At 56.0% G+C, this 23,435-nt stretch carries 29 protein-coding genes; 16 read left to right on the top strand and 13 right to left on the bottom strand.

The window, feature by feature from the left end; all coding sequences use genetic code 11:
- Nucleotides 1-67: 67 nt before the first annotated feature.
- Nucleotides 68-1,423 carry an MATE family efflux transporter gene (locus Q1B46_RS05665; RefSeq protein ID WP_299945692.1) on the top strand — a complete coding sequence of 452 codons (1,356 nt, stop codon included), beginning with the start codon at nucleotides 68-70 and terminating at the stop codon, nucleotides 1,421-1,423.
- 3 nt (nucleotides 1,424-1,426) lie between these two features.
- On the opposite strand, the gene Q1B46_RS05670 is transcribed toward Q1B46_RS05665, so the two are convergent.
- Nucleotides 1,427-1,828 carry a hypothetical protein gene (locus tag Q1B46_RS05670; protein WP_299945695.1) on the bottom strand — a complete coding sequence of 134 codons (402 nt, stop codon included), beginning with the start codon at nucleotides 1,826-1,828 and terminating at the stop codon, nucleotides 1,427-1,429.
- A 14-nt stretch (nucleotides 1,829-1,842) separates the two neighbouring features.
- Complete coding sequence (locus Q1B46_RS05675) at nucleotides 1,843-3,045, bottom strand: pyridoxal phosphate-dependent aminotransferase (RefSeq protein ID WP_299945697.1); 1,203 nt, start codon at nucleotides 3,043-3,045, stop codon at nucleotides 1,843-1,845.
- 92 nt (nucleotides 3,046-3,137) lie between these two features.
- Here Q1B46_RS05675 and Q1B46_RS05680 point away from each other — a divergent pair, with 92 nt between their 5' ends.
- The 3 genes from Q1B46_RS05680 to Q1B46_RS05690 all read left to right on the top strand — a co-directional run bounded on the left by Q1B46_RS05680 (nucleotide 3,138) and on the right by Q1B46_RS05690 (nucleotide 4,359).
- Nucleotides 3,138-3,530 carry a helix-turn-helix domain-containing protein gene (locus Q1B46_RS05680; RefSeq protein ID WP_299663755.1) on the top strand — a complete coding sequence of 131 codons (393 nt, stop codon included), beginning with the start codon at nucleotides 3,138-3,140 and terminating at the stop codon, nucleotides 3,528-3,530.
- Nucleotides 3,527-3,784, top strand: coding sequence for a succinate dehydrogenase assembly factor 2 (locus tag Q1B46_RS05685; protein ID WP_299945699.1), 258 nt, complete (start codon nucleotides 3,527-3,529; stop codon nucleotides 3,782-3,784). The genes Q1B46_RS05680 and Q1B46_RS05685 overlap by 4 nt, the downstream gene beginning before the upstream one ends.
- A gap of 77 nt (nucleotides 3,785-3,861) precedes the next feature.
- A complete protein-coding gene (locus Q1B46_RS05690) occupies nucleotides 3,862-4,359 on the top strand; it encodes a winged helix DNA-binding protein (protein WP_299945702.1) in 498 nt (165 codons plus the stop codon).
- 42 nt (nucleotides 4,360-4,401) lie between these two features.
- Here Q1B46_RS05690 and Q1B46_RS05695 read toward each other — a convergent pair whose 3' ends face one another.
- Together Q1B46_RS05695 and Q1B46_RS05700 are read right to left on the bottom strand one after the other, a co-directional pair.
- Entirely contained in the window at nucleotides 4,402-5,094 is a 693-nt protein-coding gene (locus Q1B46_RS05695; RefSeq protein ID WP_299945704.1) for a DUF1194 domain-containing protein, read from the bottom strand.
- 8 nt (nucleotides 5,095-5,102) lie between these two features.
- Nucleotides 5,103-5,531, bottom strand: a complete 429-nt coding sequence (locus tag Q1B46_RS05700) for a VOC family protein (RefSeq protein WP_299945776.1) — start codon at nucleotides 5,529-5,531, stop codon at nucleotides 5,103-5,105.
- A gap of 177 nt (nucleotides 5,532-5,708) precedes the next feature.
- Between Q1B46_RS05700 and thyX the strand changes: the two genes are divergently transcribed.
- The gene (gene thyX / locus Q1B46_RS05705) at nucleotides 5,709-6,620 is read left to right on the top strand and encodes an FAD-dependent thymidylate synthase (RefSeq protein WP_299945706.1); all 912 of its coding nucleotides are present in this window, start codon (nucleotides 5,709-5,711) and stop codon (nucleotides 6,618-6,620) included.
- 124 nt (nucleotides 6,621-6,744) lie between these two features.
- On the opposite strand, the gene Q1B46_RS05710 is transcribed toward thyX, so the two are convergent.
- Nucleotides 6,745-6,951: a cold-shock protein gene (locus tag Q1B46_RS05710; RefSeq protein WP_074735253.1), complete on the bottom strand. Its 207-nt coding sequence runs from the start codon at nucleotides 6,949-6,951 to the stop codon at nucleotides 6,745-6,747.
- Nucleotides 6,952-7,165: 214 nt separating this feature from the next.
- Here Q1B46_RS05710 and Q1B46_RS05715 point away from each other — a divergent pair, with 214 nt between their 5' ends.
- Together Q1B46_RS05715 and Q1B46_RS05720 are read left to right on the top strand one after the other, a co-directional pair.
- Nucleotides 7,166-7,483, top strand: coding sequence for an ArsC/Spx/MgsR family protein (locus Q1B46_RS05715; RefSeq protein ID WP_299945709.1), 318 nt, complete (start codon nucleotides 7,166-7,168; stop codon nucleotides 7,481-7,483).
- Between the two features lie 42 nt (nucleotides 7,484-7,525).
- The gene (locus Q1B46_RS05720) at nucleotides 7,526-7,894 is read left to right on the top strand and encodes a hypothetical protein (RefSeq protein ID WP_299663746.1); all 369 of its coding nucleotides are present in this window, start codon (nucleotides 7,526-7,528) and stop codon (nucleotides 7,892-7,894) included.
- Nucleotide 7,895: 1 nt separating this feature from the next.
- Here Q1B46_RS05720 and Q1B46_RS05725 read toward each other — a convergent pair whose 3' ends face one another.
- The 5 genes from Q1B46_RS05725 to thrS form a co-directional block, all read right to left on the bottom strand.
- Complete coding sequence (locus tag Q1B46_RS05725; RefSeq protein ID WP_299945711.1) at nucleotides 7,896-8,414, bottom strand: DoxX family protein; 519 nt, start codon at nucleotides 8,412-8,414, stop codon at nucleotides 7,896-7,898.
- A complete protein-coding gene (locus tag Q1B46_RS05730) occupies nucleotides 8,411-9,172 on the bottom strand; it encodes a DNA-binding domain-containing protein (RefSeq protein WP_299945714.1) in 762 nt (253 codons plus the stop codon). The genes Q1B46_RS05725 and Q1B46_RS05730 overlap by 4 nt, the downstream gene beginning before the upstream one ends.
- Nucleotides 9,169-10,026 (bottom strand): DUF692 domain-containing protein, encoded by an 858-nt coding sequence (locus tag Q1B46_RS05735; RefSeq protein WP_299945717.1) that lies wholly within the window; start codon nucleotides 10,024-10,026, stop codon nucleotides 9,169-9,171. The genes Q1B46_RS05730 and Q1B46_RS05735 overlap by 4 nt, the downstream gene beginning before the upstream one ends.
- A gap of 71 nt (nucleotides 10,027-10,097) precedes the next feature.
- Nucleotides 10,098-10,400, bottom strand: coding sequence for a DUF2282 domain-containing protein (locus Q1B46_RS05740; protein ID WP_299945719.1), 303 nt, complete (start codon nucleotides 10,398-10,400; stop codon nucleotides 10,098-10,100).
- Between the two features lie 222 nt (nucleotides 10,401-10,622).
- Nucleotides 10,623-12,581, bottom strand: coding sequence for a threonine--tRNA ligase (gene thrS, locus Q1B46_RS05745; RefSeq protein ID WP_299945722.1), 1,959 nt, complete (start codon nucleotides 12,579-12,581; stop codon nucleotides 10,623-10,625).
- A gap of 215 nt (nucleotides 12,582-12,796) precedes the next feature.
- Here thrS and Q1B46_RS05750 point away from each other — a divergent pair, with 215 nt between their 5' ends.
- The 5 genes from Q1B46_RS05750 to Q1B46_RS05770 all read left to right on the top strand — a co-directional run bounded on the left by Q1B46_RS05750 (nucleotide 12,797) and on the right by Q1B46_RS05770 (nucleotide 16,382).
- Nucleotides 12,797-13,546, top strand: coding sequence for an alpha/beta hydrolase (locus tag Q1B46_RS05750; RefSeq protein WP_299945723.1), 750 nt, complete (start codon nucleotides 12,797-12,799; stop codon nucleotides 13,544-13,546).
- The gene (locus tag Q1B46_RS05755; protein WP_299945725.1) at nucleotides 13,546-14,538 is read left to right on the top strand and encodes an alpha/beta fold hydrolase; all 993 of its coding nucleotides are present in this window, start codon (nucleotides 13,546-13,548) and stop codon (nucleotides 14,536-14,538) included. The genes Q1B46_RS05750 and Q1B46_RS05755 overlap by 1 nt, the downstream gene beginning before the upstream one ends.
- A complete protein-coding gene (locus Q1B46_RS05760) occupies nucleotides 14,538-14,963 on the top strand; it encodes a VOC family protein (protein WP_299945727.1) in 426 nt (141 codons plus the stop codon). The genes Q1B46_RS05755 and Q1B46_RS05760 overlap by 1 nt, the downstream gene beginning before the upstream one ends.
- A 20-nt stretch (nucleotides 14,964-14,983) precedes the next feature.
- On the top strand, nucleotides 14,984-15,598 hold the full coding sequence (locus Q1B46_RS05765; protein WP_299945778.1) for a hypothetical protein: 615 nt from the start codon (nucleotides 14,984-14,986) through the stop codon (nucleotides 15,596-15,598).
- Nucleotides 15,599-15,671: 73 nt separating this feature from the next.
- Nucleotides 15,672-16,382, top strand: coding sequence for an alpha/beta fold hydrolase (locus tag Q1B46_RS05770; protein WP_299945729.1), 711 nt, complete (start codon nucleotides 15,672-15,674; stop codon nucleotides 16,380-16,382).
- Here Q1B46_RS05770 and Q1B46_RS05775 read toward each other — a convergent pair.
- Together Q1B46_RS05775 and phaZ are read right to left on the bottom strand one after the other, a co-directional pair.
- Nucleotides 16,379-16,963, bottom strand: coding sequence for a DUF6151 family protein (locus Q1B46_RS05775; RefSeq protein ID WP_299945731.1), 585 nt, complete (start codon nucleotides 16,961-16,963; stop codon nucleotides 16,379-16,381). The genes Q1B46_RS05770 and Q1B46_RS05775 overlap by 4 nt on opposite strands.
- Nucleotides 16,960-18,231 (bottom strand): polyhydroxyalkanoate depolymerase, encoded by a 1,272-nt coding sequence (phaZ, locus tag Q1B46_RS05780; protein WP_299945733.1) that lies wholly within the window; start codon nucleotides 18,229-18,231, stop codon nucleotides 16,960-16,962. Before phaZ ends, Q1B46_RS05775 begins: the two co-directional genes overlap by 4 nt.
- Nucleotides 18,232-18,342: 111 nt before the next feature.
- Here phaZ and phaC point away from each other — a divergent pair, with 111 nt between their 5' ends.
- The 4 genes from phaC to Q1B46_RS05800 all read left to right on the top strand — a co-directional run bounded on the left by phaC (nucleotide 18,343) and on the right by Q1B46_RS05800 (nucleotide 22,186).
- The gene (phaC, locus tag Q1B46_RS05785) at nucleotides 18,343-20,145 is read left to right on the top strand and encodes a class I poly(R)-hydroxyalkanoic acid synthase (protein WP_299945735.1); all 1,803 of its coding nucleotides are present in this window, start codon (nucleotides 18,343-18,345) and stop codon (nucleotides 20,143-20,145) included.
- A gap of 132 nt (nucleotides 20,146-20,277) precedes the next feature.
- Nucleotides 20,278-20,724, top strand: a complete 447-nt coding sequence (locus Q1B46_RS05790) for a phasin family protein (protein WP_299663720.1) — start codon at nucleotides 20,278-20,280, stop codon at nucleotides 20,722-20,724.
- Between the two features lie 137 nt (nucleotides 20,725-20,861).
- Entirely contained in the window at nucleotides 20,862-21,416 is a 555-nt protein-coding gene (gene phaR, locus Q1B46_RS05795; RefSeq protein WP_299663719.1) for a polyhydroxyalkanoate synthesis repressor PhaR, read from the top strand.
- An 8-nt stretch (nucleotides 21,417-21,424) separates the two neighbouring features.
- A complete protein-coding gene (locus tag Q1B46_RS05800) occupies nucleotides 21,425-22,186 on the top strand; it encodes a trypsin-like serine protease (RefSeq protein ID WP_299945739.1) in 762 nt (253 codons plus the stop codon).
- Between the two features lie 2 nt (nucleotides 22,187-22,188).
- Here Q1B46_RS05800 and Q1B46_RS05805 read toward each other — a convergent pair whose 3' ends face one another.
- The gene (locus Q1B46_RS05805) at nucleotides 22,189-23,388 is read right to left on the bottom strand and encodes an aminotransferase class I/II-fold pyridoxal phosphate-dependent enzyme (RefSeq protein ID WP_299945741.1); all 1,200 of its coding nucleotides are present in this window, start codon (nucleotides 23,386-23,388) and stop codon (nucleotides 22,189-22,191) included.
- Nucleotides 23,389-23,435 lie beyond the last annotated feature (47 nt).

Consider the following 23,435-nt stretch of genomic DNA (forward strand, 5'->3'; position numbering starts at 1 on the left):
GATTTTTTTGGTTGGGCTCTTGTCTCTGGTCAAGGGCAGGCCTAAGGCTGGCGGGATGAGCAAGGTCATGACATATCCCGGCCATATCCGCGCGATCGCGGTGTTAGGGCTCCCTTTGATTGGCGGGCACCTGGCCCAGTTTGCAATCGGGCTGACTGATACTGTCATGTTGGGCAGGTACAGTGTTGAAGCATTGGCAGCGGTGACGGTGGCAAGCAGCTTTTTCTTTGTGCTCTTTTTATTTGGTGCCGGTTTTGGGCTGGCGGTAATGCCCATGGTAGCAACCTCAGCTGCAGAAGAGGATGAGACCAGCATTCGCCGCGCTACCCGTATGGGGCTTTGGTTGTCATTGCTTTATGCCATCGTGATAATACCGTTGCTGTGGTGGTCCCATCCCATTCTGATTGCACTGGAACAAGAACCTGAGGTCGCCGAAACCGCTTCGCGCTATTTGCGGGTCGCTGGTTGGGGGCTATTCCCGGCACTATTGGTGATGGTACTGAAATCCTATCTGGCCGCTCTGGAACGAACCCAGATCGTTTTGTGGATCACTGTCGTGGCCGCCGTGGTGAATGGCCTGACGAACTATGCACTGATTTTCGGTAATTGGGGTGCGCCCGAAATGGGTGTAACTGGTGCTGCGATTGCGTCGGTTATGACGCAACTGGTGTCTTTGGTGGCAGTTGTAGTTTACGCGGTCAAGGCGTTGCCAGAACACAGTTTGTTCCAAAGATTCTGGCGCCCTGATTGGGAGATGTTCGGCAGGGTTTTTCGGCTGGGTGTACCCATCGGATTGACTACTTTGGCCGAAGTTTCCCTGTTCGCAACGTCTGCATTTATGATGGGTTGGATTGGACAAGTCCCGTTGGCCGCGCACGGAATTGCGCTTAACCTCACGTCGGCAACTTTCATGGTGCATCTTGGCCTTTCAAATGTGGCCACGATCCGGGCTGGCAACGCGCTTGGCCGCAAAGATCGGGCGCATCTGGAGAAAGGTGCAATCACCATCACGGCCATGTCTTTGGTCATGTCGGTCCTGACAATCATTTTGTTTCTGACCTGTGCCGAACCTTTGATTTCACTGTTTGTTGAGGCGGGTGACCCCAAACGCCCACAAATCGTACTAATAGGGACCGGGCTGTTGGCCATGGCGGCACTGTTCCAGTTGGTCGACGGTGCACAGGTCATCGCGCTGGGCCTGCTTCGGGGTCTGCAAGACGCAAAGATTCCGATGGTGATGGCCGCGCTCAGCTATTGGGCAATCGGGATCCCGGCCTCGTATTACTTTGGATTCACCCAAGGTATGGAGGGTATTGGCATCTGGCTTGGCCTCGTGCTGGGATTGGCCCTTGCCGCTGTATTGCTGATGGGACGGTTCTGGTTGCGGTCGGTACGCGAAGTTGGCGTTGCTCCCGCCGAATAGGCTTCAGTCCTTAGTGAACCGGTCAGATTTCTTGCGCACCAGCACTGACCGCAGATCGTGCATCGCCATCAACAGCCGATCAGTGATCTCTTCCAGTTGCTCATCCGTGGCTTTGGATTGCGCCCATTGCGTGGTGAGGTTCAGGTGGTCGACCGCGCGGTGAATATCATCCATATCGCGGCGGGACAGCAATTCCCTACGCTCATCCATCCAACGGGCGATTTCAGCTTTGTCGGTATCGGTCAGGGCGCGTTGACCCTGCGGCTTAACCTCGCCGTTGCGGATGTTGATCACAGCGATCTGGTCCATCTCGATCCGGCGTTGGCGATTTTCCGTGTCGATCTTGAACACTGCGGCACCGTTCTCGCGGACACGAAAGTAGTACTCGGGCAGGGCAGTGGACATATGATCCTCCGGGGTTAGGTCAGCGCGGCGCAGAAGTGCTGGATACGGGTGCAGGCTTCGGTCAGGGCTTCGTCCGAGGTGGCATAGCTGACGCGAAAATTCGGGGACAGACCAAAGGCCGCGCCAAATACCACGGCGACAGCGGCCTCTTCCAGCAGGGCGGTCGCGAAAGCCTCGTCTGTGTCGATCACCCTTCCGGCAGGCGTGGTTTTTCCAATCAGGCCTGCGATTGAGGGATAGACATAGAACGCACCTTCCGGCGTGGGGCAGGTGATGCCATCGATCTGGCTCAGCATATCCACCACCAGATTGCGGCGGCGTTTGAAGACCTCGTTATTGGGCGCGAGAAAATCTTGCGTCCCATTCAACGCCTCTACTGCCGCCCATTGGCTGACCGAACAGGGATTTGAGGTGGATTGTGATTGCACCTTGCGCATCGCGGCAATTAATTCGACCGGGCCTGCAGCATAGCCGATGCGCCAGCCGGTCATGGCATAGGCCTTGGATACACCATTGCAGGTGAGTGTCCGATCATAAAGCCCGGGTTCAACCTGTGCAGGCGTACAGAACTCAAACCCGTCATAGGCCAGATGTTCATACATATCGTCGGTCATCACCCACACCTGGGGGTGGCGCATCAACACATCGGTCAGCGCCTTCAACTCATCCCAGCTATAGCCCGCACCGGTGGGGTTCGAGGGTGAGTTGAAGATGAACCATTTGGTGTTCGGTGTGATGGCAGCTTCCAGTTGTTCAGGCGTCAGCTTGAAACTGTTCTCAAGGCTGGTTTCCACGACGACCGGCGTCCCACCGGCAAGCAAAACCATATCCGGATAGCTGACCCAATAGGGCGCGGGGATGATCACCTCATCGCCTTTGTTCAGGGTCGCCATCAGCGCGTTATAAAGCGTCTGTTTACCCCCGGTCCCCACCGAGATCTGGGCGGGCACATAATCCAGCCCGTTGTCACGTTTCATCTTGGCACAAACGGCCTGTTTCAGCTCAGGGATACCATCCGGCGCCGTGTATTTTGTCTTGCCCGCGGCGATGGCCGCGACGGCGGCGTCCTTGATATTTTGTGGCGTGTCAAAATCAGGCTCTCCGGCGCTCAGCCCGATGACGTCTCGCCCGGCGGATTTCAGCTCTGCCGCTTTGGACGTCATCGCGATGGTAGGTGAGGGTTTTACGCGTGACAATGTCGCAGACAGGAAACTCATGGACGGCCTCGATTTGTATGTTCAGCCTGACTGTCATAGGGTGCGCCGAAATATCGATCAAGCCAATTGATTTCCACCTATTGGAGACCCCGATGAATAACGAAACTGACTGGTTCGGACCGGATACCGCTACATTCGGGGATCGCGTTGCTGGTGCGCGCGAAGTGGCGGGTATGACCCAAACACAATTGGCCCGCCGTCTTGGGGTCAAAAAGGCGACGATCACCGCGTGGGAGGATGATTTGTCCGAGCCCCGTGCCAACAAGCTGTCGATGATGGCGGGGATGTTGAACGTGTCAATCATGTGGTTGCTGACCGGTGAGGGCGACGGCACGGACGCCACCGCGCTGGATGGGAACGTAGATGCCGAACTGCACGATCTCGTGGTCGAGCTTCGTTCCATCCGGGGTGAGATGCGCGCCAGTTCCGAGCGTTTGGCCCGTGTGGAAAAGGCTATGCGCCTTAAGCTGGAACGCGCGCAATGACCGAGCCTCGGGATACACGGATCAAGCGCATGAAGATGCGTTCGATGCGGCGCGGTATCAAAGAGATGGATTTGATCCTGACGGCCTATGCCGATCGCAACCTGTCATTGATGGATGAGGACGGGCTGAATACCTACGATGCTTTGCTGCATGAAAATGATCAGGACCTGTATCAATGGGTTACAGGTCAGGCCAACCCTCCAGTACAGCTGGCCGACCTGATTGCGGATATCGCACAAACCTTTCAAAAATAAGTAATATTCTGGCTTAACCGATTTTTCGGGAATTCGCGTCATGTTTTCAGAAACAGCGCGATGAATCGGAGGATTGAATGAGTATGGAATTGCAGGTCACCGCGCCGGGGACCAAAGGGTTCATGACAAGTTATCTTGAGGCATTGGCGCTGGTCGAACGTCTGCACCGTTTGCTTCTGGACGTCATCAAAGATGAATTCGAACGCGTCGGTGTTTTGGAAATCAATGCAGTGCAGGCGTTGCTGCTGTTCAACATCGGCGATCATGAGGTCACAGCCGGAGAGTTAAAGAGCCGTGGCTACTATCAGGGCAGCAATGTCAGCTATAACCTCAAAAAACTGGTTGAGATGGGTTATATGCACCATCAGAGGTGCGAGATTGACCGCCGGTCGGTTCGGGTGCGCCTGACCCCGCGTGGGCGCGAGATTCGTGATATCGTTTCAGAGCTGTTTGCGCGTCATGCGGAAGGGTTGCAAAACCGTGACGTGATTGCTGCCGACGGGATTGATGAGATCACCAACTCCCTGCGTCGGGTTGAGCGGTACTGGACTGACCAAATCCGTTACATCTATTGATCCGCGACAGGTTGGTGCGCACGAAACCGATGCTCAGGCCGATCAGTCCACCTTGCCCGATTGCCAGGCGCTGAGCTCCAAACCCTTAAGCTCTCGTTCAAGTTTGCGCCGCATGGCACGCTCGAAATCCTCAAAACCCGCAGCAATCTCAAGGAATGCTCCGGGCCCATGCAGGACGTTTTCCTGAAAGAATGGTATCAGGTCCATTTCACCTTCAAAATCGGCGGCGTTGATCACCAGTCCATTCACAGTCGTGTTTTCGAACGGAAAGTGCTTGTAGGCGATTTGTGGCCCGTAACCATCATTGTTCTTGCCGTCGCCCGAAATATCAATGGTTTGGAAAAGGCAACGGGGGGCGCGTTGCATAAGTTTGGCACCATACGCCAAAGCGTGTCCCATCGCTGTAGGGGAGTCATTGGCAGACCGCTCGGACAAGCCTATGCCATGTGCGGCTGTGACAAGATCGGCGGCAGTTTCAATCATCTGCCAATCCAGTAGAAGCTTCTGATTAAAGTTACCGGACCATTCGTAGACCGCTAGCGCGACAGGCAGCGGAGACTTGAAGAACGCCTCTTGCACCTCTGGCGCGATCAGAGCAGCAGCCAACCCCTTGCGTTGCAACGCATCCTCGGTCGCATCAACCGAGGTTGAGATGTCCATCGCAAGGGCCAGAGCAAGGCGACACTGCTCGGCCCAAACGGGGCTGCCCGCAAAGAACAGCCCCAAGGGTGCCATCCACCGGATCACCAGTGCCCGGCGCTTTCCATACTTGCCCAAGGCTCTGCCGGGTTCAGCGCTTCGCCGTTCTGCAACAATTCAACCGAAATATTGTCGGGCGAGCGTACGAACGCCATACGCCCGTCGCGTGGCGGACGGTTGATTACAACACCATTGTCCTGAAGGCGCTGGCAGGTTTCATAGATATTGTCGACGCCATAAGCGAGGTGACCAAAATGGCGGCTATCGCTGGGCAGTTTATCATCTCCGTCCCAGTTATAGGTCAGCTCGATGGGGGCATCTTCCTGTCCTGGCGGTGCGAGGAACACCAATGTGAACCGTCCTGCTTCGCTTTCATAGCGACGCGTCTCTTTCAGGCCCAGAAGCTGATAAAATGCCAAGGATTTTTCAAGGTCCTGCACGCGGACCATGGTGTGGAGGTATGTCAGCCCCATCGTGACTTTCCTTACTTTGATTGTGATGCCCAGCACCTTAGCGCGCAACGATGTCATGTCGAGGGGCAGGTCGGACACATTTCCGAATTTGCGCGCCAAGCCGCACATATCGCGGTTCCGGTGGCTACTAAGCCGATATATAGTGGTGGGCGACTCATTGCTGGAAAGGATAATTTCATGCCGCTGTCTTCCGACCAATTGGCCGAGATTGATGCGCAACGCGCACAATCAAGCCCGACCCGCCGCGTCGTTGCTGAAGGTATGGAAGATCATCTGTATACGGCGCATCAGGTGCTGGATCACGGATTTGTCCGCGTCATCGACTATATGGGTGATGATGCTGCGATCTGTCAGGCGGCGCGCGTGTCTTACGGCAAAGGCACCAAATCGGTTCAGAACGACGAAGGTCTGATCCGCTATCTGATGCGCCACTGGCATTCGACCCCGTTTGAAATGTGCGAGATCAAGCTGCACGTCAAACTTCCGGTGTTCGTGGCACGCCAGTGGATTCGCCACCGGACGGCGAATGTGAATGAATATTCAGCCCGTTACTCGATCTTGGATCGAGAGTTCTATATTCCCGCGCCCGAGCATGTGGCGGCACAATCCGAAGTCAACAATCAGGGCCGCGGTGACGCGCTGCAAGGCGAAGAAGCCGCGCGCGTATTGGAGATACTGAAGGCCGACAGCGCTCGGTGCTATGATAACTACGAAGCGATGATCGGTCAGGATGGCCAGCAGGGGTTGGCACGTGAACTGGCGCGGATGAACCTGCCTGCGAATATCTACACGCAATGGTATTGGAAGGTGGACCTTCACAATCTGTTCCATTTCCTGCGCCTGCGCGCCGATCCACATGCGCAGTACGAAATCCGGATTTACGCTGACACCATGTGCAAGATCGTCGCCGACTGGGTCCCATTTGCCTATCGCGCGTTCGACGATTACCGCCTGGGCGCGGTCAACCTCTCGGCACAGATGGTAACATGCCTGCGCCGGATGCTGAGTGGTGAGGCGGTCAACCAGGAAAACTCGGGCATGACAGCGCGGGAATGGCGCGAGTTTGAAGCTGTGATCCGCGAAAGCTGATCAACCAGAAAAAAAGAAAACAGCGCGTCCCGAAGTGGGCGCGTTTTTAGGGGGTAGCTAACGGTTAACGGCCGAAAATTGGCCGCCAACCTTCTTTGTCTTTCCCGCCGGGGCAGGCCTTGCCTTACAGCGGCTTCAAATCAGCCGCCATCTGGCGACCGTCACGCCCATCTTCAAGCTCGTACGAGACTTTCTGATTGTCAGCGAGTCCGGTCAGGCCGGATCGTTCTACGGCCGAGATGTGTACAAACACATCTTTGCCGCCTTCATCGGGGGCAATGAAACCAAAGCCCTTGGTTGTATTAAACCATTTCACGGTGCCAGTTGGCATTTCCCGTGTCTCCTTCTACTTACACGTTGTCCCACAAATCGGTGGGGGTAGTGGTTGGCAAGACCGCAACACATCACTGTTCGCCCACACGATACAGCCCGGGTTGCGTATTTTGCCTTTTTCAACATTGCACGGTGAAGTAAAAAATCAAGAATAACCGGGCCATGCCAATGGAATTGCCCAATTTTGCAGCGAAGACAGGATCAACCAAACTATGCGTCTTTACGGATTGAAGAACTGCGACACATGTCGCAAGGCATTGAAATCTCTTCCGAATGCAGAGTTTATCGACGTGCGCGGGCAAGGTGTTCCCCAAAATACCCTGTCAGAGGCCTATGAGACTTTCGGCAAAGCCTTGCTCAATACGCGGTCAACAACTTGGCGGGGTCTGGATGAAGATACGCGAAATCGACCGGTGCTTGAGTTGTTGATTGATCATCCAACCTTGATGAAGCGCCCGTTGATCGAAGCCGATGGCCAGATGTACCTGGGCTGGACGCCTGAAACCCGTGAGGCCCTTGGTGTTGCTTGAATGACTGCCTATGTGACACGGGCAACAATCGGAGAGCTGTGAATGCGAAACGCTGCCATGATACTGGGCGTCATTGCCGGACTGATCGGGATGATCGTCGGTTTTTTCGGCTATGGCTTTGTGGAATTGATCGACCAGTTCGGCGAGATCGACGGGATTGCCGAGCAGGTGGATAACCCTGGTTTGATCCAGACCGCTTCGATCGTGGCACCGCTGTTGGCAATTGTTGGGGGTGCTATGGCCCATTCCCGGGCGCTGATCGCAGGTGTTTTACTGCTGATTTCTGCGGCAGGGATGTATTATGCCTTTGGATTCGGTGTTTTCACCATGTTCCCGATTGCCTTTGCAGGCGTGGCGGGATTGCTTGGGCTCGCAGCGGGAAAACCGGACGAGCCCAAAGCGCATTTCTAATTCACTTCAGTCGCAGCAACCGATCCAGTGAAAGTGGACCTGCACCATTGATTACGATCACCAGCAACAGGAATGTCCACAACACCCGCTGATCGAGGATGTCAGGCGCTGCGTTGAACAAACTGCCTAGTTTTACGCCATGGCCGGTGACGTCCACCAAAGTCTGGACCCAGACAAACCCGATCATGCCCAGTGCGGCAAGTCGGGTGAAAAGGCCAATCAGCAATAGAGTAGGCAGGGCGAATTCGGCGATTGTGCCCATGAATATCACGATCCGCTGGAAAAAAGTCATTTGGCTGACGTCATACAGCACTGCCTCGGCGGCTTTGGGGAAGATTTGCCCAAACGCACCGGCGGATGGTGAAAAGATCGAGCCGTCGATCTTCAGCGTAGCCGAATTCCAGTAGTAGAAGAACAGGACAGCGATAAAGACGACACGGGCCAGCGTTGGCGTAAGCCAGCCGGATGTGTTGGCCACTTTATCCATCGTGTCGTTGTAGGTAGAGATCAGGGCAGTCATGTGTCCAGCCTTTCGATAGTCACAGAAGTTATTGCACCGCCCTGCAAAAGCAGTGCCAGAGTGGTTCCAAGGTCAAATTCGGGCGTTTCCGCCACGGTGGCTTCAAATGCTTCGCCGATAGTAACCCCGTCCTGAATGCGCGTGATCCAGGCTGCCCCTCCTAACGGCAAAGGGTGCGGGGCAGGATCGTACTCGGGACGTGTAATCAGAACATCCTGAGCACCCGCTTCTGGCTTGGGGGCGTCGTCTTCGGTATTGAACAACCAGATCGCGTGAATAGGCCAGTTTGACCGCAGCATCCTCATCGCCGGAGCGAGCGTCAGCTTGGCCCGCATCAAATCCTCGGGCGGAATACTCAGCGCTTCGGCATCGATAGATTGGCTGTCAGCAGCGTGATAGGCTTGCCGCAGCGCCAGTTCCAGGCGTGCAACATCTGCTAGGTACCCCAGATGCGATAGTTGCTGCATGCCTTCCAGAAAGGCAGGAAATTCTGCACCGTAAAACATCATCAGCGGCGAGGACGGAGGGTGCTGGCGCAAAAACATCCCGGCAAGGCCATCCATGTTCTGCGCCCCCAGCAGTTTCGTGATCACCGGGAAGGCTTGATGCATTGCCTCGGTCAGCGAGACGGCGACATTGTTACGATATACACTGAAACGGCGCCCCACAGCGTTGGCCTGCGCGTCCTGCAAGCCATCCGGAACTGTCCTGCTGGCGTCCAGCAAAGCGTCATGGAATGTGGTTTGCGACACACTCATGCGGGGATCTTGTCCAATGCGGATTGGGCACGTTCGGCTTCGGCCCGCAAGATCGGCCAGTCCGGCACATCGGTATCCCATTCGATCAACACCGGCTTGGGGCCCGACTTGTCCAGAACGTAGTCCAGCAAGGCCCAGACGGGATCAACCACCTCGCGCCCGTGGCTGTCGATCAGCAGGGGATGGCCATGCTCGTCCTCGTCTTCGTCATGACCGCCCAAGTGAACCTCAGCCACGTGCTCCAGCGGGTAAGCATCGATGTAGCCCTGTGGTGAGAAATCCAGATTGGTGGCAGAGACAAAGACGTTGTTTACATCCAACAGCAGCCCACAGCCGGTACGGCGTGCTATTTCACGCAGGAAATCAGGTTCGGACCATGTGCTTTCCTCGAACGCCAGATAGCTGGAGGGATTTTCTAACAGCATTTGCTGCCCGACCATTTCTTGCACCTGATCGATATGTTCGCACACGCGCGCCAGGGTGGCGTCGGTGTAGGGCAGGGGCAGAAGATCATTAAGAAAATGACTGTCGTGAGTAGACCATGCCAGATGTTCAGAAAAGCTGGCTGGTTTCAGCCAGCTAACCAGATGTTTCAAGCGGGCCAGATGTTCGGGGTCCAGCGGTGTTTCGCCACCAATGGAAAGCCCGACACCGTGAACGGATATGGGAAACTGTTCGGATAGGTGGCGTAGCTGCGCCAGAGGGCGGCCGCCATCACCCATGTAGTTTTCAGCATGAATCTCCAGCCAGGCCACGGGCTTTGCATGCTCAAGGATCTGCGAGAAATGCTGCGGCTTATATCCGACGCCCGGTGCGGCAGGCAGCCGGTTCGATCTGAGAGCATTATCCAACATGTGCAAATCCCCTGATCACGACAGAAAGGGCGGGCGATGGTGCCCGCCCTTTCCGGTTCATTCGGGCAGTCTTATGCAGGCAGGTCACGCTCCAACGGCTCAAGCGAACCTTCGCGCGCTGCACCGTCTGCCGATTTGGGCAGTTCGATATCGGCACAGGTTCCTGCGTCTACCAAGGTCCATGCGTTGCCTTGATAATCGACGGTCGAAGTGCCTGCACACGTGGTGCCAGGGCCAGCTGCACAATCATTCTGACCTGCCAGCGAAACGCCATAGCATTTCTCTTTGGCTTGGGCGGTCGCGGTTGTGGCAGCGCCGGAAACGGCTGCAGCAACTGCGCTTGCGATAACCAGTGTTTTTGCGGTGTTCGACATCTCGAATTTTCCTTCTGCTGACTTAGTGTGTCTGCTTGTGACAATGACAAAGGTAGTAGCTTGATGGTCAGAGTTGAATTCACGAGCCCGTGTCTCACAACCCCGTCAAAGACCGTCATGCACTCTTGTAGGTTAACAAACTGTTTTTGAAATGAAAAATGCTATTTGTTTCAATCCGACCCCAGAAAAGGGGTCGGATTTCGGGCAATTTGCTGCTGAATGTTACAGCAGATCCGGCGGTGTTGCGGCCTGACCCAGTTCTTTTGTTACAGATTCAAGCGGCTGAACCTGCGTCTGTTTTTCGCCAAGACGACGGACACTGACGGTGCGCTCATCAACTTCGCGGTGACCGACGGCCAGTATGATCGGGACTTTGCCAACCGAATGCTCGCGGACTTTGTAGTTGATTTTCTCGTTACGAATATCAGCTTCGGCCCGGACACCGGCGGCTTTGAGCGTTTCAACGACTTCCATCACATAGTCGTCCGCCTCGGACGTGATCGAGGCGACGACGACCTGACGCGGTGCCAGCCAGAAAGGTAATTTACCTGCGTGTTCTTCGATCATGATTCCGACGAACCGTTCGAACGAACCAAGGCAGGCGCGGTGCAACATATAGGGGCGCTGCTTGCTGCCGTCAGCCGCGATATACGTCGCCCCCAGCCTTTCCGGCAGGTTCGGGTCGACCTGGAATGTGCCACATTGCCAGACACGACCGATTGCGTCGGTCAGATAGAAATCCAGCTTTGGTCCGTAAAACGCGCCATCGCCAGGCTCCAACGTGAAGTCACGTCCAGTCGCCTTGATCGCAGCTTCCAGCGCGCCTTCGACATGATCCCAGCTTTCGTCGCTGCCGACGCGTTTTTCCGGACGGGTGGCGAACTTGATCTCGAACTGTTCAAAGCCGAGGTCTTTGTAGACACTGGCGAGGAAGTTGATGAACTTCGCGCATTCCGCTTCGATCTGATTCTCGGTGCAGAAGATATGGGCATCGTCCTGCGTGAACCCGCGTACGCGCATGATTCCGTGCAACGCCCCCGAAGGTTCATACCGCGAGCACGAGCCGAATTCAGCAAGGCGAAGGGGCAAGTCACGATAAGATTTCAGGCCTTGATTGAACACCTGCACGTGGCAGGGGCAGTTCATCGGCTTGAGCGCGTTGATTGCCTTTTCCTTGGCATGTTCTTCTTCGACTTCGACGATGAACATGTGCTCTTGGTATTTGTCCCAGTGACCTGAGGCTTCCCACAGCTTGCGATCCACAACCTGCGGTGTGTTGATCTCACGATAGCCGTCGGCACGCTGTTTGCGGCGCATGTAATCCTGAAGCTGTGTGTAAATGGTCCAGCCATTGGGATGCCAGAAAATCTGCCCCGGGGCCTCTTCCTGCATGTGGAACAGGTCCATCTCGCGGCCCAGCTTGCGGTGATCGCGTTTGGCGGCTTCTTCCAGCATATGCAGGTGAGCCTTGAGCTTTTCCTTGCCGGTGAAGGCTACGCCGTAGATGCGTTGAAGCATCGCGCGATCGCTGTCGCCGCGCCAATAGGCACCCGCGATGGACATGAGTTTGAAGGCATCACCGGGAACCTGACCGGTATGCTGCAGATGCGGGCCGCGGCACAGGTCCTGCCAGTCGCCGTGCCAGTACATGCGCAGCGGCTCATCGCCCGGAATGGCGTCGATCAGCTCGACCTTATAGGGCTCGTTGTTGGCGGTGTAGAAATCAATTGCGCGCTGGCGATCCCAGACTTGCGTTGTCACGGCATCGCGCTTGTTGATGATTTCCTTCATCTTTTTTTCGATCAGGCCAAGGTCTTCGGGCGTGAAGGGTTCAGCCCGGTCGAAATCATAATACCAACCGTTTTCGATGACGGGGCCAATGGTGACCTTGGTGTCGGGCCAGATCTCCTGAACGGCGCGGGCCATGATGTGGGCCAGATCGTGACGGATCAGTTCATTGGCCTGATCTTCATCCTTCATGGTGTGGATGGCAATCTGTGCGTCAGCATTGATGGGCCATTGCAGGTCCCAGTGCTGACCGTCTACCGTGGCCGAGATCGCCTTTTTAGCCAGCGAAGTCGAGATGTCGGCAGCGACCTGCGCCGGCGTGACGCCTGCGTCAAAGGATCGGGAGTTACCATCTGGAAAAGTAAGGGAGACTGACTGTGAGTCTAGGGCCATATCGGCTCTCCTCGTCGGTTTGGCGCCCACTGAACGCCCGGTTGCGGGTTATGTGTTCCGCTCATGTGGCAGGTGGTCGCGCGAGTGTCAAGGGCGGGAGCGAGGGGCGCTGCCCCTCGCGCTCCCCGAGGTATTTTTAGCCAGATGAAAAGGGATCTGTGAATTGCGAAGTGCGTGGTGACGTGCATGATGCAGAGGAAAGCAAAGAGGGTTTCATGGCACAGGCGAAATTTCTGGAAACGGCTCAAGGACGCCGCTTGGCTTATCACAAGAGCGACGGGGTAGGGCCGACCATCGTTTTTTTGGGCGGGTTGAAGTCGGATATGGAGGGCACCAAGGCTGTGCATCTTGAGACCTGGGCGCAGGCGCGTGGACAGGGGTTCCTGCGATTTGACTATTCGGGGCACGGAGAAAGCTCGGGTGCTTTTACCGACGGGTGCATTGGAGACTGGCACGAAGATACGCTGGCCGCGGTTTCGAGATTGACCGATGGACCGTTGATTGTTGTGGGATCGTCGATGGGCGGATGGCAAGCGTTGTTGCTGGCACGTGTCATGCCCGAAAGGATTGCGGGCACGGTGACGATCGCAGCAGCACCCGATTTTACCGAAGACGGATATTGGGCGTCATTTTCGGATCAGCAGAAATCTGATCTGGAAACTGTCGGACATGTGGAGCTGCCTTCGGATTACATGGAACCATACGTGATCACAAAACGGATGATCGAGGATGGGCGCGAGAGGCTGGTGTTGCGCGCGCCGCTTGATCTGCCATTCCCAGTGCGATTCCTGCAGGGGACTGCTGATACGGCGGTCTCGACCGATACGGCGGTACGTTTGCTGGATCATGCCACTGGGTCTGACATGCAATTGCTGCTTGTCAAAGACGCGGATCACAGATTTTCGGACGGGCCCTGCCTGGGGTTGATTGAGCAGGCCCTACGGGATGTCATGGGAGACACCTGATGCAGCGAATTGGCTGGGTACTGGGGCGTCTGCTGTTGGGGTTGGTGCTGATTGGTGGACTGGCTTATGTTTTTGGCCCCCGCGAACCCGTGGACCTGCACCCGCGTTTCGATCCACGCAAATTTGGCGAAGGCGTTCAGGTATATTTTGAAAGCATCGAATCCGCTTATGATGACATCGTGCCGGGCGTCGAAAAACGGGTGGTCTGGCGGGACGGGTTTTACGAGCAGCGAACACCGTATTCTGTGCTCTATGTTCATGGGTTTTCGGCCTCGTCGGAAGAAATAAGGCCAGTGCCCGACCGGGTCGCGGACGCGCTGGGCGCAAACCTTGTTTACACCCGGCTTCAAGGGCATGGGCGGGACGGTGACGCAATGGCCCAAGGCACGGCCTCGGGCTGGATGCGAGACGTGGCCGAAGGGTTGGCCGCCGCACGCGCGGTCGGCGAACAGGTCGTTGTAATCTCAACATCGACGGGTGGTACTTTGGCAGCGGCGGCTGCGCTGGATGCCGAACTGAGAGCGGATGTGGCCGCCCAGATTTTGGTCTCTCCGAATTTTGGGGTAAATACGGTTGCTGCATGGGCGCCATCTTTGCCTTGGGCCCGTCGCTGGTTGCCGATTCTGATGGGGCCAGAACGGGATGTTTCCAGCTCTGATCCCGAGAAGGACAAGTATTGGACAACGATTTACCCATGGGAGGCGGTTGTACCGATGTCTGCCCTTGTGGATGCGGTCTATGCGCTGGACTTTTCGGGGGCGCAGGTTCCGGCGCTGTTTTGGTTCTCGGATGACGATCAGGTGGTACGGCCAGACCGAACGCATGACGTGGCGCAGGCTTGGGGTGGCCCGGCCTCGGTTTCATTGGTTACGATGGGCCCCGGGGATGATCCAGCCTCGCACGTTGTGGCGGGGAACTTGATGTCGCCCGGTCAGACAGATGCGGCGGTTACCGGCATGTTGGATTGGTTGTCAGAGCAAGGGATTCGGTGATGGAGCAGCGTGTAAGCCTGATCACAATTGGCGTGGAAGACTTGGAAACTGCAGCAGTTTTCTATGAAAAACTGGGATGGCAGCGCGTCACCAGCCCGGATGGCGTGATTGCATTTGATCTGATCGGGCAGACGTTGGGTCTTTATCCGCTTGCCGCGCTGGCCGACGAAATGGGGATAGACGCCGCCACCCTGGGGCGTGGGGCGATGACCCTTAGCTACAATTGTCGCGCGAAGGAAGATGTGGCGGCGGTGCTTGAGCGGGCGGAACGTGCTGGGGCAGAAGTGATCAAGCCAGCCGCGGATGTTTTCTGGGGCGGGCATCATGGATATTTTCGAGCACCCGACCAGACAATCTGGGAAATTGCGTTTAACCCGTTCTCGACATTAGGTGACGACGGTTCCTTCCGTTGGAACGGGTACTGAACATGCGTCGACCGGGCAGCATGTGGAGCCTCGAGACATTGGGTCGCGTGCGTTTGTCCCGGCATTTCTTCATGCGCGATTTCCTGTATTCCGAGATCGGGAACTTTCACGCGCTGCAGAACATTCCGGACAACCCTGATCTTGCCATTGAGACGGGGCGTGCGTTTTGCGAAACACTGATGGATCCTTTGGAAGAGACCTTTGGGCGTATCGCGGTGCGCTCGGGCTATCGCTCGCGCGCTCTGAACCAGTTTGGCAATGAAAACAGGTTGAACTGTGCCCGCAATGACAACCCGCTAGAGTGCCATATCTGGGACTGGGGTGAAGGCGACGCGCGCGTGGCCGGTGCGTCTGTGGTAATTCCGTGGTTTGCTGATCGTTATGCAAAAGGACGCGATTGGCGGGATTTGGCGTGGTGGATGCATGACCATCTGGATTATTCTGAAATCTGGTTCTTTCCTAAACTCTGCGCGTTCAATCTGGTGTGGCGACACAAGCCTGTAAGGCGGATCGACAGCTATATTGCGCCGCGCGGCTGCCTGTTGCGGGCCGGGACTGATCCAGAAGAAACGCTGGCCCAAAGGCAAGCGCGGTACGCGGATTTTCCACCGTTCAGAGCAATCAACTATCCCTGAAGTTTTGCTTGCCCGGCTTCGGCAAACCTCTCATCCTGCAATAAAACACAAGTAACGAACGGAGGGCACCGAGGTGATCGAGCCGTTGGTTTTGCTGCCCGGATTGATGTGCGACGCGCGACTGTTTGAGGCGCAGATCACAGCCTTGTCGCATGATCGCGCGGTGACAGTTGCGCCAATCACCGGTGGTGAGCGGATCGAAGAGATCGCGTCGGGTCTGCTGGACCAACTGCCGCATCGGTTTGCCTTGTGTGGATTTGATCTTGGCGGTGGCGTCGCGCTTGAGATCGTGCGGCGCGCACCTGAAAGGGTGACACGTCTATGCTTGTTGGCGACCGATGCGCAAGTCGACACTCCTCTGATTGCGGCAGGCCGCGAAGAACTGATCGTTGGGGCGCTGACCGGCCAGTTGGACGAAGTGATGCGCAAGGTGATCGGCTCGGACATGCTGGCTCCGGGGCCGCGGCGCATTCCAATCCTGAACGATGTTCTGCAAATGGCTGAGGCCCTGGGGCCTGATGTGTTTGTACGCCAGATGCGAACCCAGCAACGCCGACCAGACCAGCATGGCACATTTCGTCGTATCAGGGTGCCCACTTTGGTCATTTGTGGCGCGCATGACGTTGAGATCCCGGTCCGCAGGCATGCTTTCATTGCCGATCTCATCCCGGATGCGGATCTACGTGTGATTGATGAGGCCGGACATTTCCCGACGCTGGAAACCCCTGAAACAGTGAACGCGCTGCTGCAGGGCTGGCTGCAGGTACCGCTGAGTCTAGTTTAATCGTAGAAAGCTGCGCGTTCTTCTTTGGTTAGAACAGTTGGTTGTACGACCGGTTCACCAGTTCCAGAACTGAAGAAGGGCGTTTTCTTCCAGCTTCCAGACAGGCGCGACTTCAAAACCCGTTTCAGCAGACCCCAAGCGGCATAGCGGATTTTTTCATGGGTCTGTTTGCCGTCGTGTCCGGGGACAAATCCGCGTGTTGTGACAGGACCAAGATCGTTGGTGTTTGGGATGCGTTTAACGATGAAACCCGCGAACGGGAACTTGGGTGTCAATGGTGTGGTAGCAAGCGGTGCGTTGCAGCATTTGGCGTACCACCGCAACATACCCTTGGGGCTGAGTTGCATAGCGGCCAGATGCTCGGTGCCAGTTTCGAAATTGACGTCTTCCGGCGCCATCTGAAAAATCTCGACAGGGCCGGGCGCAGGGTCAGGTTGTTCGAAATAGAGCTGGGCGGCACGGCAGTCGTGGCAGTAACAGACCACGTGGGTACCCGACCTGACACCATGTTCGGTGATGTGGCCGGAAAGTGCGCCGCAATCGCAGGAAAAAGTGAGGGTTTTTGCCGCCTCGCGGCTCATGCCACTTTGTTTTTGTTGGCTGCACGGTGGCGGGGTTTGCGGCTGTTTTCATTCATGAAATCGATCACAAGGGGGCGGATGTTGTCGCGCCAACTGCGGCCGGCAAAGATACCATAATGGCCCGCGCCGGGTTCAACATGGCTGGCTTTTTTGCTGTCTGGCAGACCGGTGCACAGATCAAGTGCTGCAATGCATTGGCCGGGTGCCGAGATATCGTCATTCGCACCTTCGACGGATTTGACGGCTACATCGGTGATCTTGCCGATATCCACCTTGTGCCCGGCAACCACGAATTCGTTGCGCGCAATCTCGCGATTCTTGAACACCCGTTCGACCGTTGAAAGATAGAACTCGGCCGTCATGTCCATCACGGCAAGATATTCGTCATAGAACCGGTTGTGGGCATCGTGATCCGAGGCTTCATCCTGGCTGACACGTTGTATCTGGTCCGAGAATGCCTTGCTGTGACGCTCAGCATTCATTGACATGAAGGAGGCCAGTTGTAGAAGCCCCGGATAAACCATCCGGCCCACACCTTTGTATTTGAAACCAACGCGTTGGATCATGGTTTCTTCAAGCTGCCCCATTGTAACGCGCCGACCGAAATCAGTCACCTCGGTCGGGGTTGCATCGGGGTCAACAGGACCGCCAATCAGGGTCAGCGTGCTGGGTTGTGCTTTGGGCTCGACTTCGGCCAGATAGGCGGTCGCGGCAAGTGTCAGCGGGGCAGGCTGGCAGACGGCGACAACATGCGTGTCGGGCCCCAGCTCTTTCATGAAATCGACAAGGTAGAGCGTGTAATCCTCGACATCGAACTTGCCTTCGGAAACAGGGATATCACGCGCATTGTGCCAGTCGGTGATATAGACTTCGCAATTGACCAGCAGGCTTTTGACGGTCGAACGCAGCAGGGTCGCATAGTGACCCGACATCGGAGCGACCAGAAGCACCTTGCGCGGCTGTTCCTTGCGACCGTTGACGCGAAAATGGATCAAATCACCGAAGGGACGCTCAAGAACGGTAGTGATGTCGACCAGATGGTCTTTGCCGTCTTCGCAAGTAAAGGTCCGAATACCCCAGTCAGGTTTGACGACCATGCGTTGGAACGTACGCTCGGTCACCTCGCCCCAGGCGGCCATCCAGTTGAAGGCTGGGTTGGGCGCCATGGAAAACAGGGGGTAGGACGCCATCGCACTTGCGGTTGCACCAAGCCACTGGTTGGTGTTACGCATGGTTTCCATCAGGTCGTAGGTCATCATATAGCGCATCGAATGTGCCTCCTGCGTATCATCCTGAAAGTTCGGACCATTCGCCGCTTTGCCCCCCGACGCCCACGACGTTATTCTGCACAGCAGCGAGACTAGGTGGGAATTGTTAAAATGACAACTACTGACGGCCAAACACCCAAATTGACTGAAGAACATATTGAACGACTTAAAGAAAATATGGGCAAAGTCGAAGAACTGTCCAAGCGTCTAGTCGAAGTTATGGCCGGTAAAACGCCACACACACCAGCGTTGGACGGCCCGAATCAAGAGCTTTTTGCAAAAGCAGCAACTGCGTATTGGGCAGAGGCCATGCAAAACCCTGCCAAACTGATGGAGCAGCAAATCGAGTACTGGGGAAAGTCAGTTCTTAACTTTGCTGAAGCGCAGAAAGCGATGACTTCAGCTGAGGGCGGGGAACCCGAGGCCCCGGTCAAAGACAAGCGGTTTTCCAATCCGATGTGGGACTCCAACCCCTATTTCCGCCTTGTTCGCCAACAATACCAAACCAATGCCGAGGCTATTGCGCAGGCCGTCGCATCGGTCGACGACCTGGACACCAAAGACAAACAGCGCCTGCAGTACTTCTCGCAACAGATCATCGACATGATGGCACCAACCAATTTTCTGGCCACCAACCCGGATGCGCTGGAGAAAGCAGTCGAAACGGAAGGTCAATCATTGATACAGGGGCTTGAGAACCTTGTGTCCGACCTTGAGGCCAACGATGGTGAGATGGTTGTCAGGCTTGCCGACGAAAGCGCCTTTGAGATCGGCGGCAACATCGCGACGACACCTGGGGATGTTGTCTATCGCAACCGGATGATGGAGCTGATCCAATATAAGCCGGTAACTGAGACGGTGCATGAAACCCCGATCGTTCTATTCCCCCCCTGGATCAACAAATTCTACATCCTTGACCTGAAGGCGCAGAACAGTCTGATCAAATGGGTGACTGAGCAGGGTTACACCCTATTCGTGGTCAGCTGGGTAAATGCCGATGACTCACATGCCGATATCGGGATGGAGGATTATATTCAGGAAGGATTCCTGACCGCCATCGAAGAGGCCAAGAAGATCTGCAAGGTCAAGCAGGTCAACGCGGTCGGCTATTGCATCGCGGGCACGACGCTTAGCCTGACCCTTTCGTTGATGAAGCAGCGCGGCGACAAGTCGATCAAATCGGCCACCTTCTTTACCACTCTGACAGATTTCGGCGAGCAGGGAGAGTTCACGCCCTTCCTGCAGAATGATTTCATCGATGGGATCGAAGATCAGGTCTCGAAGGACGGAATTTTGAAAGCATGGATCATCGGGCGTACGATGTCTTTCCTGCGTTCGAAAGACCTGATCTATACACCCGCAATCCGTAGCTACATGATGGGTGAAACGCCGCCTGCCTTCGATCTGCTGTTCTGGAATGGGGACGGGGCCAACCTGCCGGGCCGGATGGCGATCCAATATCTGCGCGGTTTGTGTCAGAGCAATGATTTCGTCACCGACGGGTTCGAACTGATGGGTCAAAAGCTACATATCAAAGATGTGGATGTCCCTGTGATGGCGATCACTTGCGAGACGGACCATATCGCCGCGTGGAAGGATTGCTATCGCGGTGTGCAGCAGATGGGGTCAAAGTCGAAGACCTTCGTGGTGTCTGAATCCGGGCATATTGCAGGTATTGTGAACCCGCCCAGCAAGAAAAAATACGGCCACTATACCAACCCCGATCTCAAGTCTGATGCCGATACCTGGTTGAAAGAGGCGGACTTCCACGAAGGTTCGTGGTGGCCAATGTGGGAGGCCTGGTTGAAAAAGCGATCTGGCAAGCAGGTTCCAGCGCGGGATACGGGCGATTCGGATCATCCGCGTCTTTGCCCCGCTCCGGGTACCTATGTTTTGGTCAAGGCAAACCGCTGATATCACTTTGAAACTCAAATTATTCTGCACTGCAGCAAGAAAAAACTTGCAATGCTGCGATGCAGCAATCATATTGCCCTCAAGCTGATGAAACCCGGGGTGGGCCCGGAACGGCTAAAAGGATTTAGGACAATGGCAAAGACCCAAGACTTTACCGCGACCCTGAAAGACATGATGGGCGCGTTCCCGGTTGACACAACCGCTCTGGAAGACGCATTCAAATCGACCGCTTCGCTGAACGAAAAGCTGTCGGGCGTTGCCCTGGACGCAGCTGAGAAATCGGCCGAAATCTCGAACAAATGGACCAAGGAAACCCTGGCCAAGCTGACCGAGATGTCGAAAGCAAAAACCGAGCCTGCAGATTACGCAAAAGCCGCAACCGACTTCGCTAGCGCGTCGGCTGAAGTTGCTGCTGAAAACATGGCTGCTTTCGCAGAAATCGCGAAAAAAGTTCAGACCGAAACTGTTGAGCTGCTGATGGCGGCTGGCAAAGACGTTGCTGAAGATGCGACCGCAGCCGTCAAGAAAGCCACCAACGAGGTGACTGCTGCTGCCAAGAAAGCAGCGACTGCCAAGTAAGGTAAGTCTGCGACGCTGCACCCATTCCTCCCGATTGGTGCAATCGCAAGAGGGCAGGTCTTTTGACCTGCCCTTTCTTTTTGTTCTGCAGTCGCATAACCTGCGCTGCAACGCATCATCCTTGGGGAGGGTACCGGGTGTCTGAACAAGAAAAACCGCTGTTGATCAAGCGCTATGCCAGTCGTCGGTTGTACAATACCGAGACCAGCGATTACGTGACACTGGAAGATATCGCCGGGTTCATCCGCGACGGGCGCGAGGTTCAGATCATTGATCTAAAAACCGGCGATGACTTGACCCGTCAGTATCTGCTTCAAATCATTGCCGAACACGAAAGCCGGGGCGAGAATGTGCTGCCGGTCAATGTGCTGAATGATCTGGTGCGCAGTTACATGGTGCCAGGCGGGGGCATGATGCCACAATTCCTGCAAAGCTCGTTCGAGATGCTGCGTGAGAGTCAGGCCAAGATGGTAGAGAACATGAACGCCATGAACCCGATGTCCCAGATGCCGGGGTTCGATGCGATGCAGGCGCAGCAAAAAGCTTTCTTAAAGGCAATGACCGGAGGTCTGGCTAGCAACTGGTCCAGCCCCGAGCAAGAGGATGAGACCCCGTCCAAGCCGAAAGAGGATCTGAACGACATCAAGAAGCAGCTTGCCGAGTTGCAGCAGAAGCTGTCAAAGCTGAGTTGATCTGAAAGATGCGCTGGTTGGCTGTGCTTGGCGCGATGCTTTGGGCACAGGGCGCATGGGCACAGGGCCAGTTCACCTCGGTTTGGGAGCCGGTCTGTACGCTGGGTCAGGACAACGCTGAAGGTTGCGATGACATTCGCGCCCGGGAAATTCTGGACGCATCTATCCCGCCATGGCGCGCAATCGGGCGGGTCAATTTTGCCAGTCGCAGCCAGCTGTCGCATTGTACCGGTGTTCTGATTTCTGATAGGCTGGTTCTGACGGCGGCGCATTGTCTCTATAACAGTGCCCGCCAGCGCTGGATTCCCCCAACAAGCATCCGCTTTGCAGCGGGTTATCAGCGCGGTGAAGCAATTGCTGTATCATCTGTCACAAACTATCGGTTGGATGCCGAGCAGAGGGCCGGAGGTCGTTTCAACAATCGCGCCGAACTGGATTGGGCCGTGTTGGAATTGGCCGAGCCGATAGGAGAGCAGGTGGGGTTTCTGCCGGTTTCACAGAGTGTTGGGCAGGATGGTACCGTCGCGGGGTATCCCGGACTGCGACCGCATGTGCTGAGCCAAACAAGCAGATGTGTCCCAAGCCCGGCAGGCAAGGGGCTGCTCCGTGCGATTTGCCCGGTCATGATGGGGGATTCAGGCGCGCCACTTCTTGTGCAAACTGATGCAGGTCTTGCCGTTGGCGGAATATTGTCGCGCATTGCGCCAACCCCGGAAGGGATTGACGCGTTGTTTTTGTCTACACAGCAATTCGATCTGGGCGAGCGTTAGCTTCAGGTGCCGTAGACAGGGATCGGGCCAACCACTTCTCCGACCGAGGCCAACAGAATGTCGGTGATTATGTCCAATTCTTCGCGTGTAAGGCGCACGGGCAGGCGAACATCACAGGCTCTCATCAGCATCGCGCGGGTCTGTGGCAGATCGACCTGTTCAGACAGGAACTGCCAATTCCAGAAGGCGCGGGCGTTGTCCTGACTCAGGCCAAACACCTGTACTTTAACACCGCGTGCCTCGGACGCCGCGGCAAATGCACGGATTTCGTCGTCGCTGAGGTTCACCAGGTTGAACTGGATCGAATCTGGTGCGCGCCGCTCAGGCCCCAGCGGGGCAGGGACTTCGATATAGGGCGACGCGTTCAATCGACCGGCCACATAGTCATGGTTTGCTAGCCCGTCACGTACTCGGCGTGCCAGTTCGGGGATTTGCGGACGGATCACAGCGGCGCTGAGGTTGCTCATCCTCAGGTTATAAAGTGGCAACTGGTTCTGCCAACGGGCAAATGCCTGTTCCAGCTCGGGCGCGCCAGAGTGCTTTTTCCAGTTATGCTCATAGGCACCCGACATGATCACTGCGCGCGCCACAAGATCGGCGTCGTCGCTGACCAAAATACCACCTTCACCGGCGTTGATCATCTTGTAGGACTGGAATGAGAAACAGCCCACCTTGCCGATGGTGCCGATATTGCGCCCTTGCCAGGTGGTGCCCAGCGAATGGGCCGCGTCCTCGATCACCGGGATATCACGTGCGTCACACAGCTCCATGATCGCATCCATGTCCGAGGTATGGCCGCGCATGTGGCTAATGATTACTGCTTGCACGCTGTCCAGCTTGGCGATGAAATCCTTCAAATCGACGCGATAGTTCTCACTCACTTCGCACAAAACCGGGATGCAGTCGGCGTGAACGATCGAAGACGGCACGGCGGCAAAGGTAAAGCCGGGGATCAAAACCCGCGCATCTCTGGGCAGCCCCAGTGCCTTGAGCGACAGAAACAAAGCGGCCGAGCAGGAAGAAACCGCCAGCGCATATTTTGTACCAAGCAACTCAGCAAACTCGGTTTCGAGCAAGGCCACCGGCGCGTCCTGCGGCGCGGTATAGCGAAACAGGTCACCTGATTGCATCAGGGCGTTGATGGCGTCAAGTGCGGCTGCGGGGATCGGTTCGGCGTCATGGACGTTGGGTATAAGCGTCATATTTGGATTTCCCGAATTTTACCTTTGGGAAAGATAAAGTCAGACAA

Origin of the sequence: uncultured Ruegeria sp. (genome assembly GCF_947500045.1) — a bacterium.
Taxonomy (GTDB): domain Bacteria; phylum Pseudomonadota; class Alphaproteobacteria; order Rhodobacterales; family Rhodobacteraceae; genus Ruegeria.

Excerpts from the sequence above, each read along its gene's own strand:
- Q1B46_RS05710 (WP_074735253.1), bottom strand. The coding sequence starts at position 6,951 with ATGCCAACTGGCACCGTGAAATGGTTTAATACAACCAAGGGCTTTGGT.
- Q1B46_RS05730 (WP_299945714.1), bottom strand. The coding sequence starts at position 9,172 with ATGAGTGTGTCGCAAACCACATTCCATGACGCTTTGCTGGACGCCAGC.
- Q1B46_RS05725 (WP_299945711.1), bottom strand. The coding sequence starts at position 8,414 with ATGACTGCCCTGATCTCTACCTACAACGACACGATGGATAAAGTGGCC.
- Q1B46_RS05755 (WP_299945725.1), top strand. The coding sequence starts at position 13,546 with ATGCAGCGAATTGGCTGGGTACTGGGGCGTCTGCTGTTGGGGTTGGTG.
- Q1B46_RS05680 (WP_299663755.1), top strand. The coding sequence starts at position 3,138 with ATGAATAACGAAACTGACTGGTTCGGACCGGATACCGCTACATTCGGG.
- Q1B46_RS05760 (WP_299945727.1), top strand. The coding sequence starts at position 14,538 with ATGGAGCAGCGTGTAAGCCTGATCACAATTGGCGTGGAAGACTTGGAA.
- Q1B46_RS05790 (WP_299663720.1), top strand. The coding sequence starts at position 20,278 with ATGGCAAAGACCCAAGACTTTACCGCGACCCTGAAAGACATGATGGGC.
- thyX (WP_299945706.1), top strand. The coding sequence starts at position 5,709 with ATGCCGCTGTCTTCCGACCAATTGGCCGAGATTGATGCGCAACGCGCA.
- Q1B46_RS05695 (WP_299945704.1), bottom strand. The coding sequence starts at position 5,094 with ATGGCACCCTTGGGGCTGTTCTTTGCGGGCAGCCCCGTTTGGGCCGAG.
- phaC (WP_299945735.1), top strand. The coding sequence starts at position 18,343 with ATGACAACTACTGACGGCCAAACACCCAAATTGACTGAAGAACATATT.
- Q1B46_RS05675 (WP_299945697.1), bottom strand. The coding sequence starts at position 3,045 with ATGAGTTTCCTGTCTGCGACATTGTCACGCGTAAAACCCTCACCTACC.
- Q1B46_RS05735 (WP_299945717.1), bottom strand. The coding sequence starts at position 10,026 with ATGTTGGATAATGCTCTCAGATCGAACCGGCTGCCTGCCGCACCGGGC.
- Q1B46_RS05685 (WP_299945699.1), top strand. The coding sequence starts at position 3,527 with ATGACCGAGCCTCGGGATACACGGATCAAGCGCATGAAGATGCGTTCG.
- Q1B46_RS05805 (WP_299945741.1), bottom strand. The coding sequence starts at position 23,388 with ATGACGCTTATACCCAACGTCCATGACGCCGAACCGATCCCCGCAGCC.
- Q1B46_RS05670 (WP_299945695.1), bottom strand. The coding sequence starts at position 1,828 with ATGTCCACTGCCCTGCCCGAGTACTACTTTCGTGTCCGCGAGAACGGT.
- Q1B46_RS05720 (WP_299663746.1), top strand. The coding sequence starts at position 7,526 with ATGCGAAACGCTGCCATGATACTGGGCGTCATTGCCGGACTGATCGGG.
- Q1B46_RS05690 (WP_299945702.1), top strand. The coding sequence starts at position 3,862 with ATGAGTATGGAATTGCAGGTCACCGCGCCGGGGACCAAAGGGTTCATG.
- Q1B46_RS05740 (WP_299945719.1), bottom strand. The coding sequence starts at position 10,400 with ATGTCGAACACCGCAAAAACACTGGTTATCGCAAGCGCAGTTGCTGCA.
- Q1B46_RS05765 (WP_299945778.1), top strand. The coding sequence starts at position 14,984 with ATGTGGAGCCTCGAGACATTGGGTCGCGTGCGTTTGTCCCGGCATTTC.
- Q1B46_RS05665 (WP_299945692.1), top strand. The coding sequence starts at position 68 with ATGACATATCCCGGCCATATCCGCGCGATCGCGGTGTTAGGGCTCCCT.
- Q1B46_RS05700 (WP_299945776.1), bottom strand. The coding sequence starts at position 5,531 with ATGGGGCTGACATACCTCCACACCATGGTCCGCGTGCAGGACCTTGAA.
- Q1B46_RS05775 (WP_299945731.1), bottom strand. The coding sequence starts at position 16,963 with ATGAGCCGCGAGGCGGCAAAAACCCTCACTTTTTCCTGCGATTGCGGC.
- Q1B46_RS05750 (WP_299945723.1), top strand. The coding sequence starts at position 12,797 with ATGGCACAGGCGAAATTTCTGGAAACGGCTCAAGGACGCCGCTTGGCT.
- thrS (WP_299945722.1), bottom strand. The coding sequence starts at position 12,581 with ATGGCCCTAGACTCACAGTCAGTCTCCCTTACTTTTCCAGATGGTAAC.
- phaZ (WP_299945733.1), bottom strand. The coding sequence starts at position 18,231 with ATGCGCTATATGATGACCTACGACCTGATGGAAACCATGCGTAACACC.
- Q1B46_RS05715 (WP_299945709.1), top strand. The coding sequence starts at position 7,166 with ATGCGTCTTTACGGATTGAAGAACTGCGACACATGTCGCAAGGCATTG.
- Q1B46_RS05800 (WP_299945739.1), top strand. The coding sequence starts at position 21,425 with ATGCGCTGGTTGGCTGTGCTTGGCGCGATGCTTTGGGCACAGGGCGCA.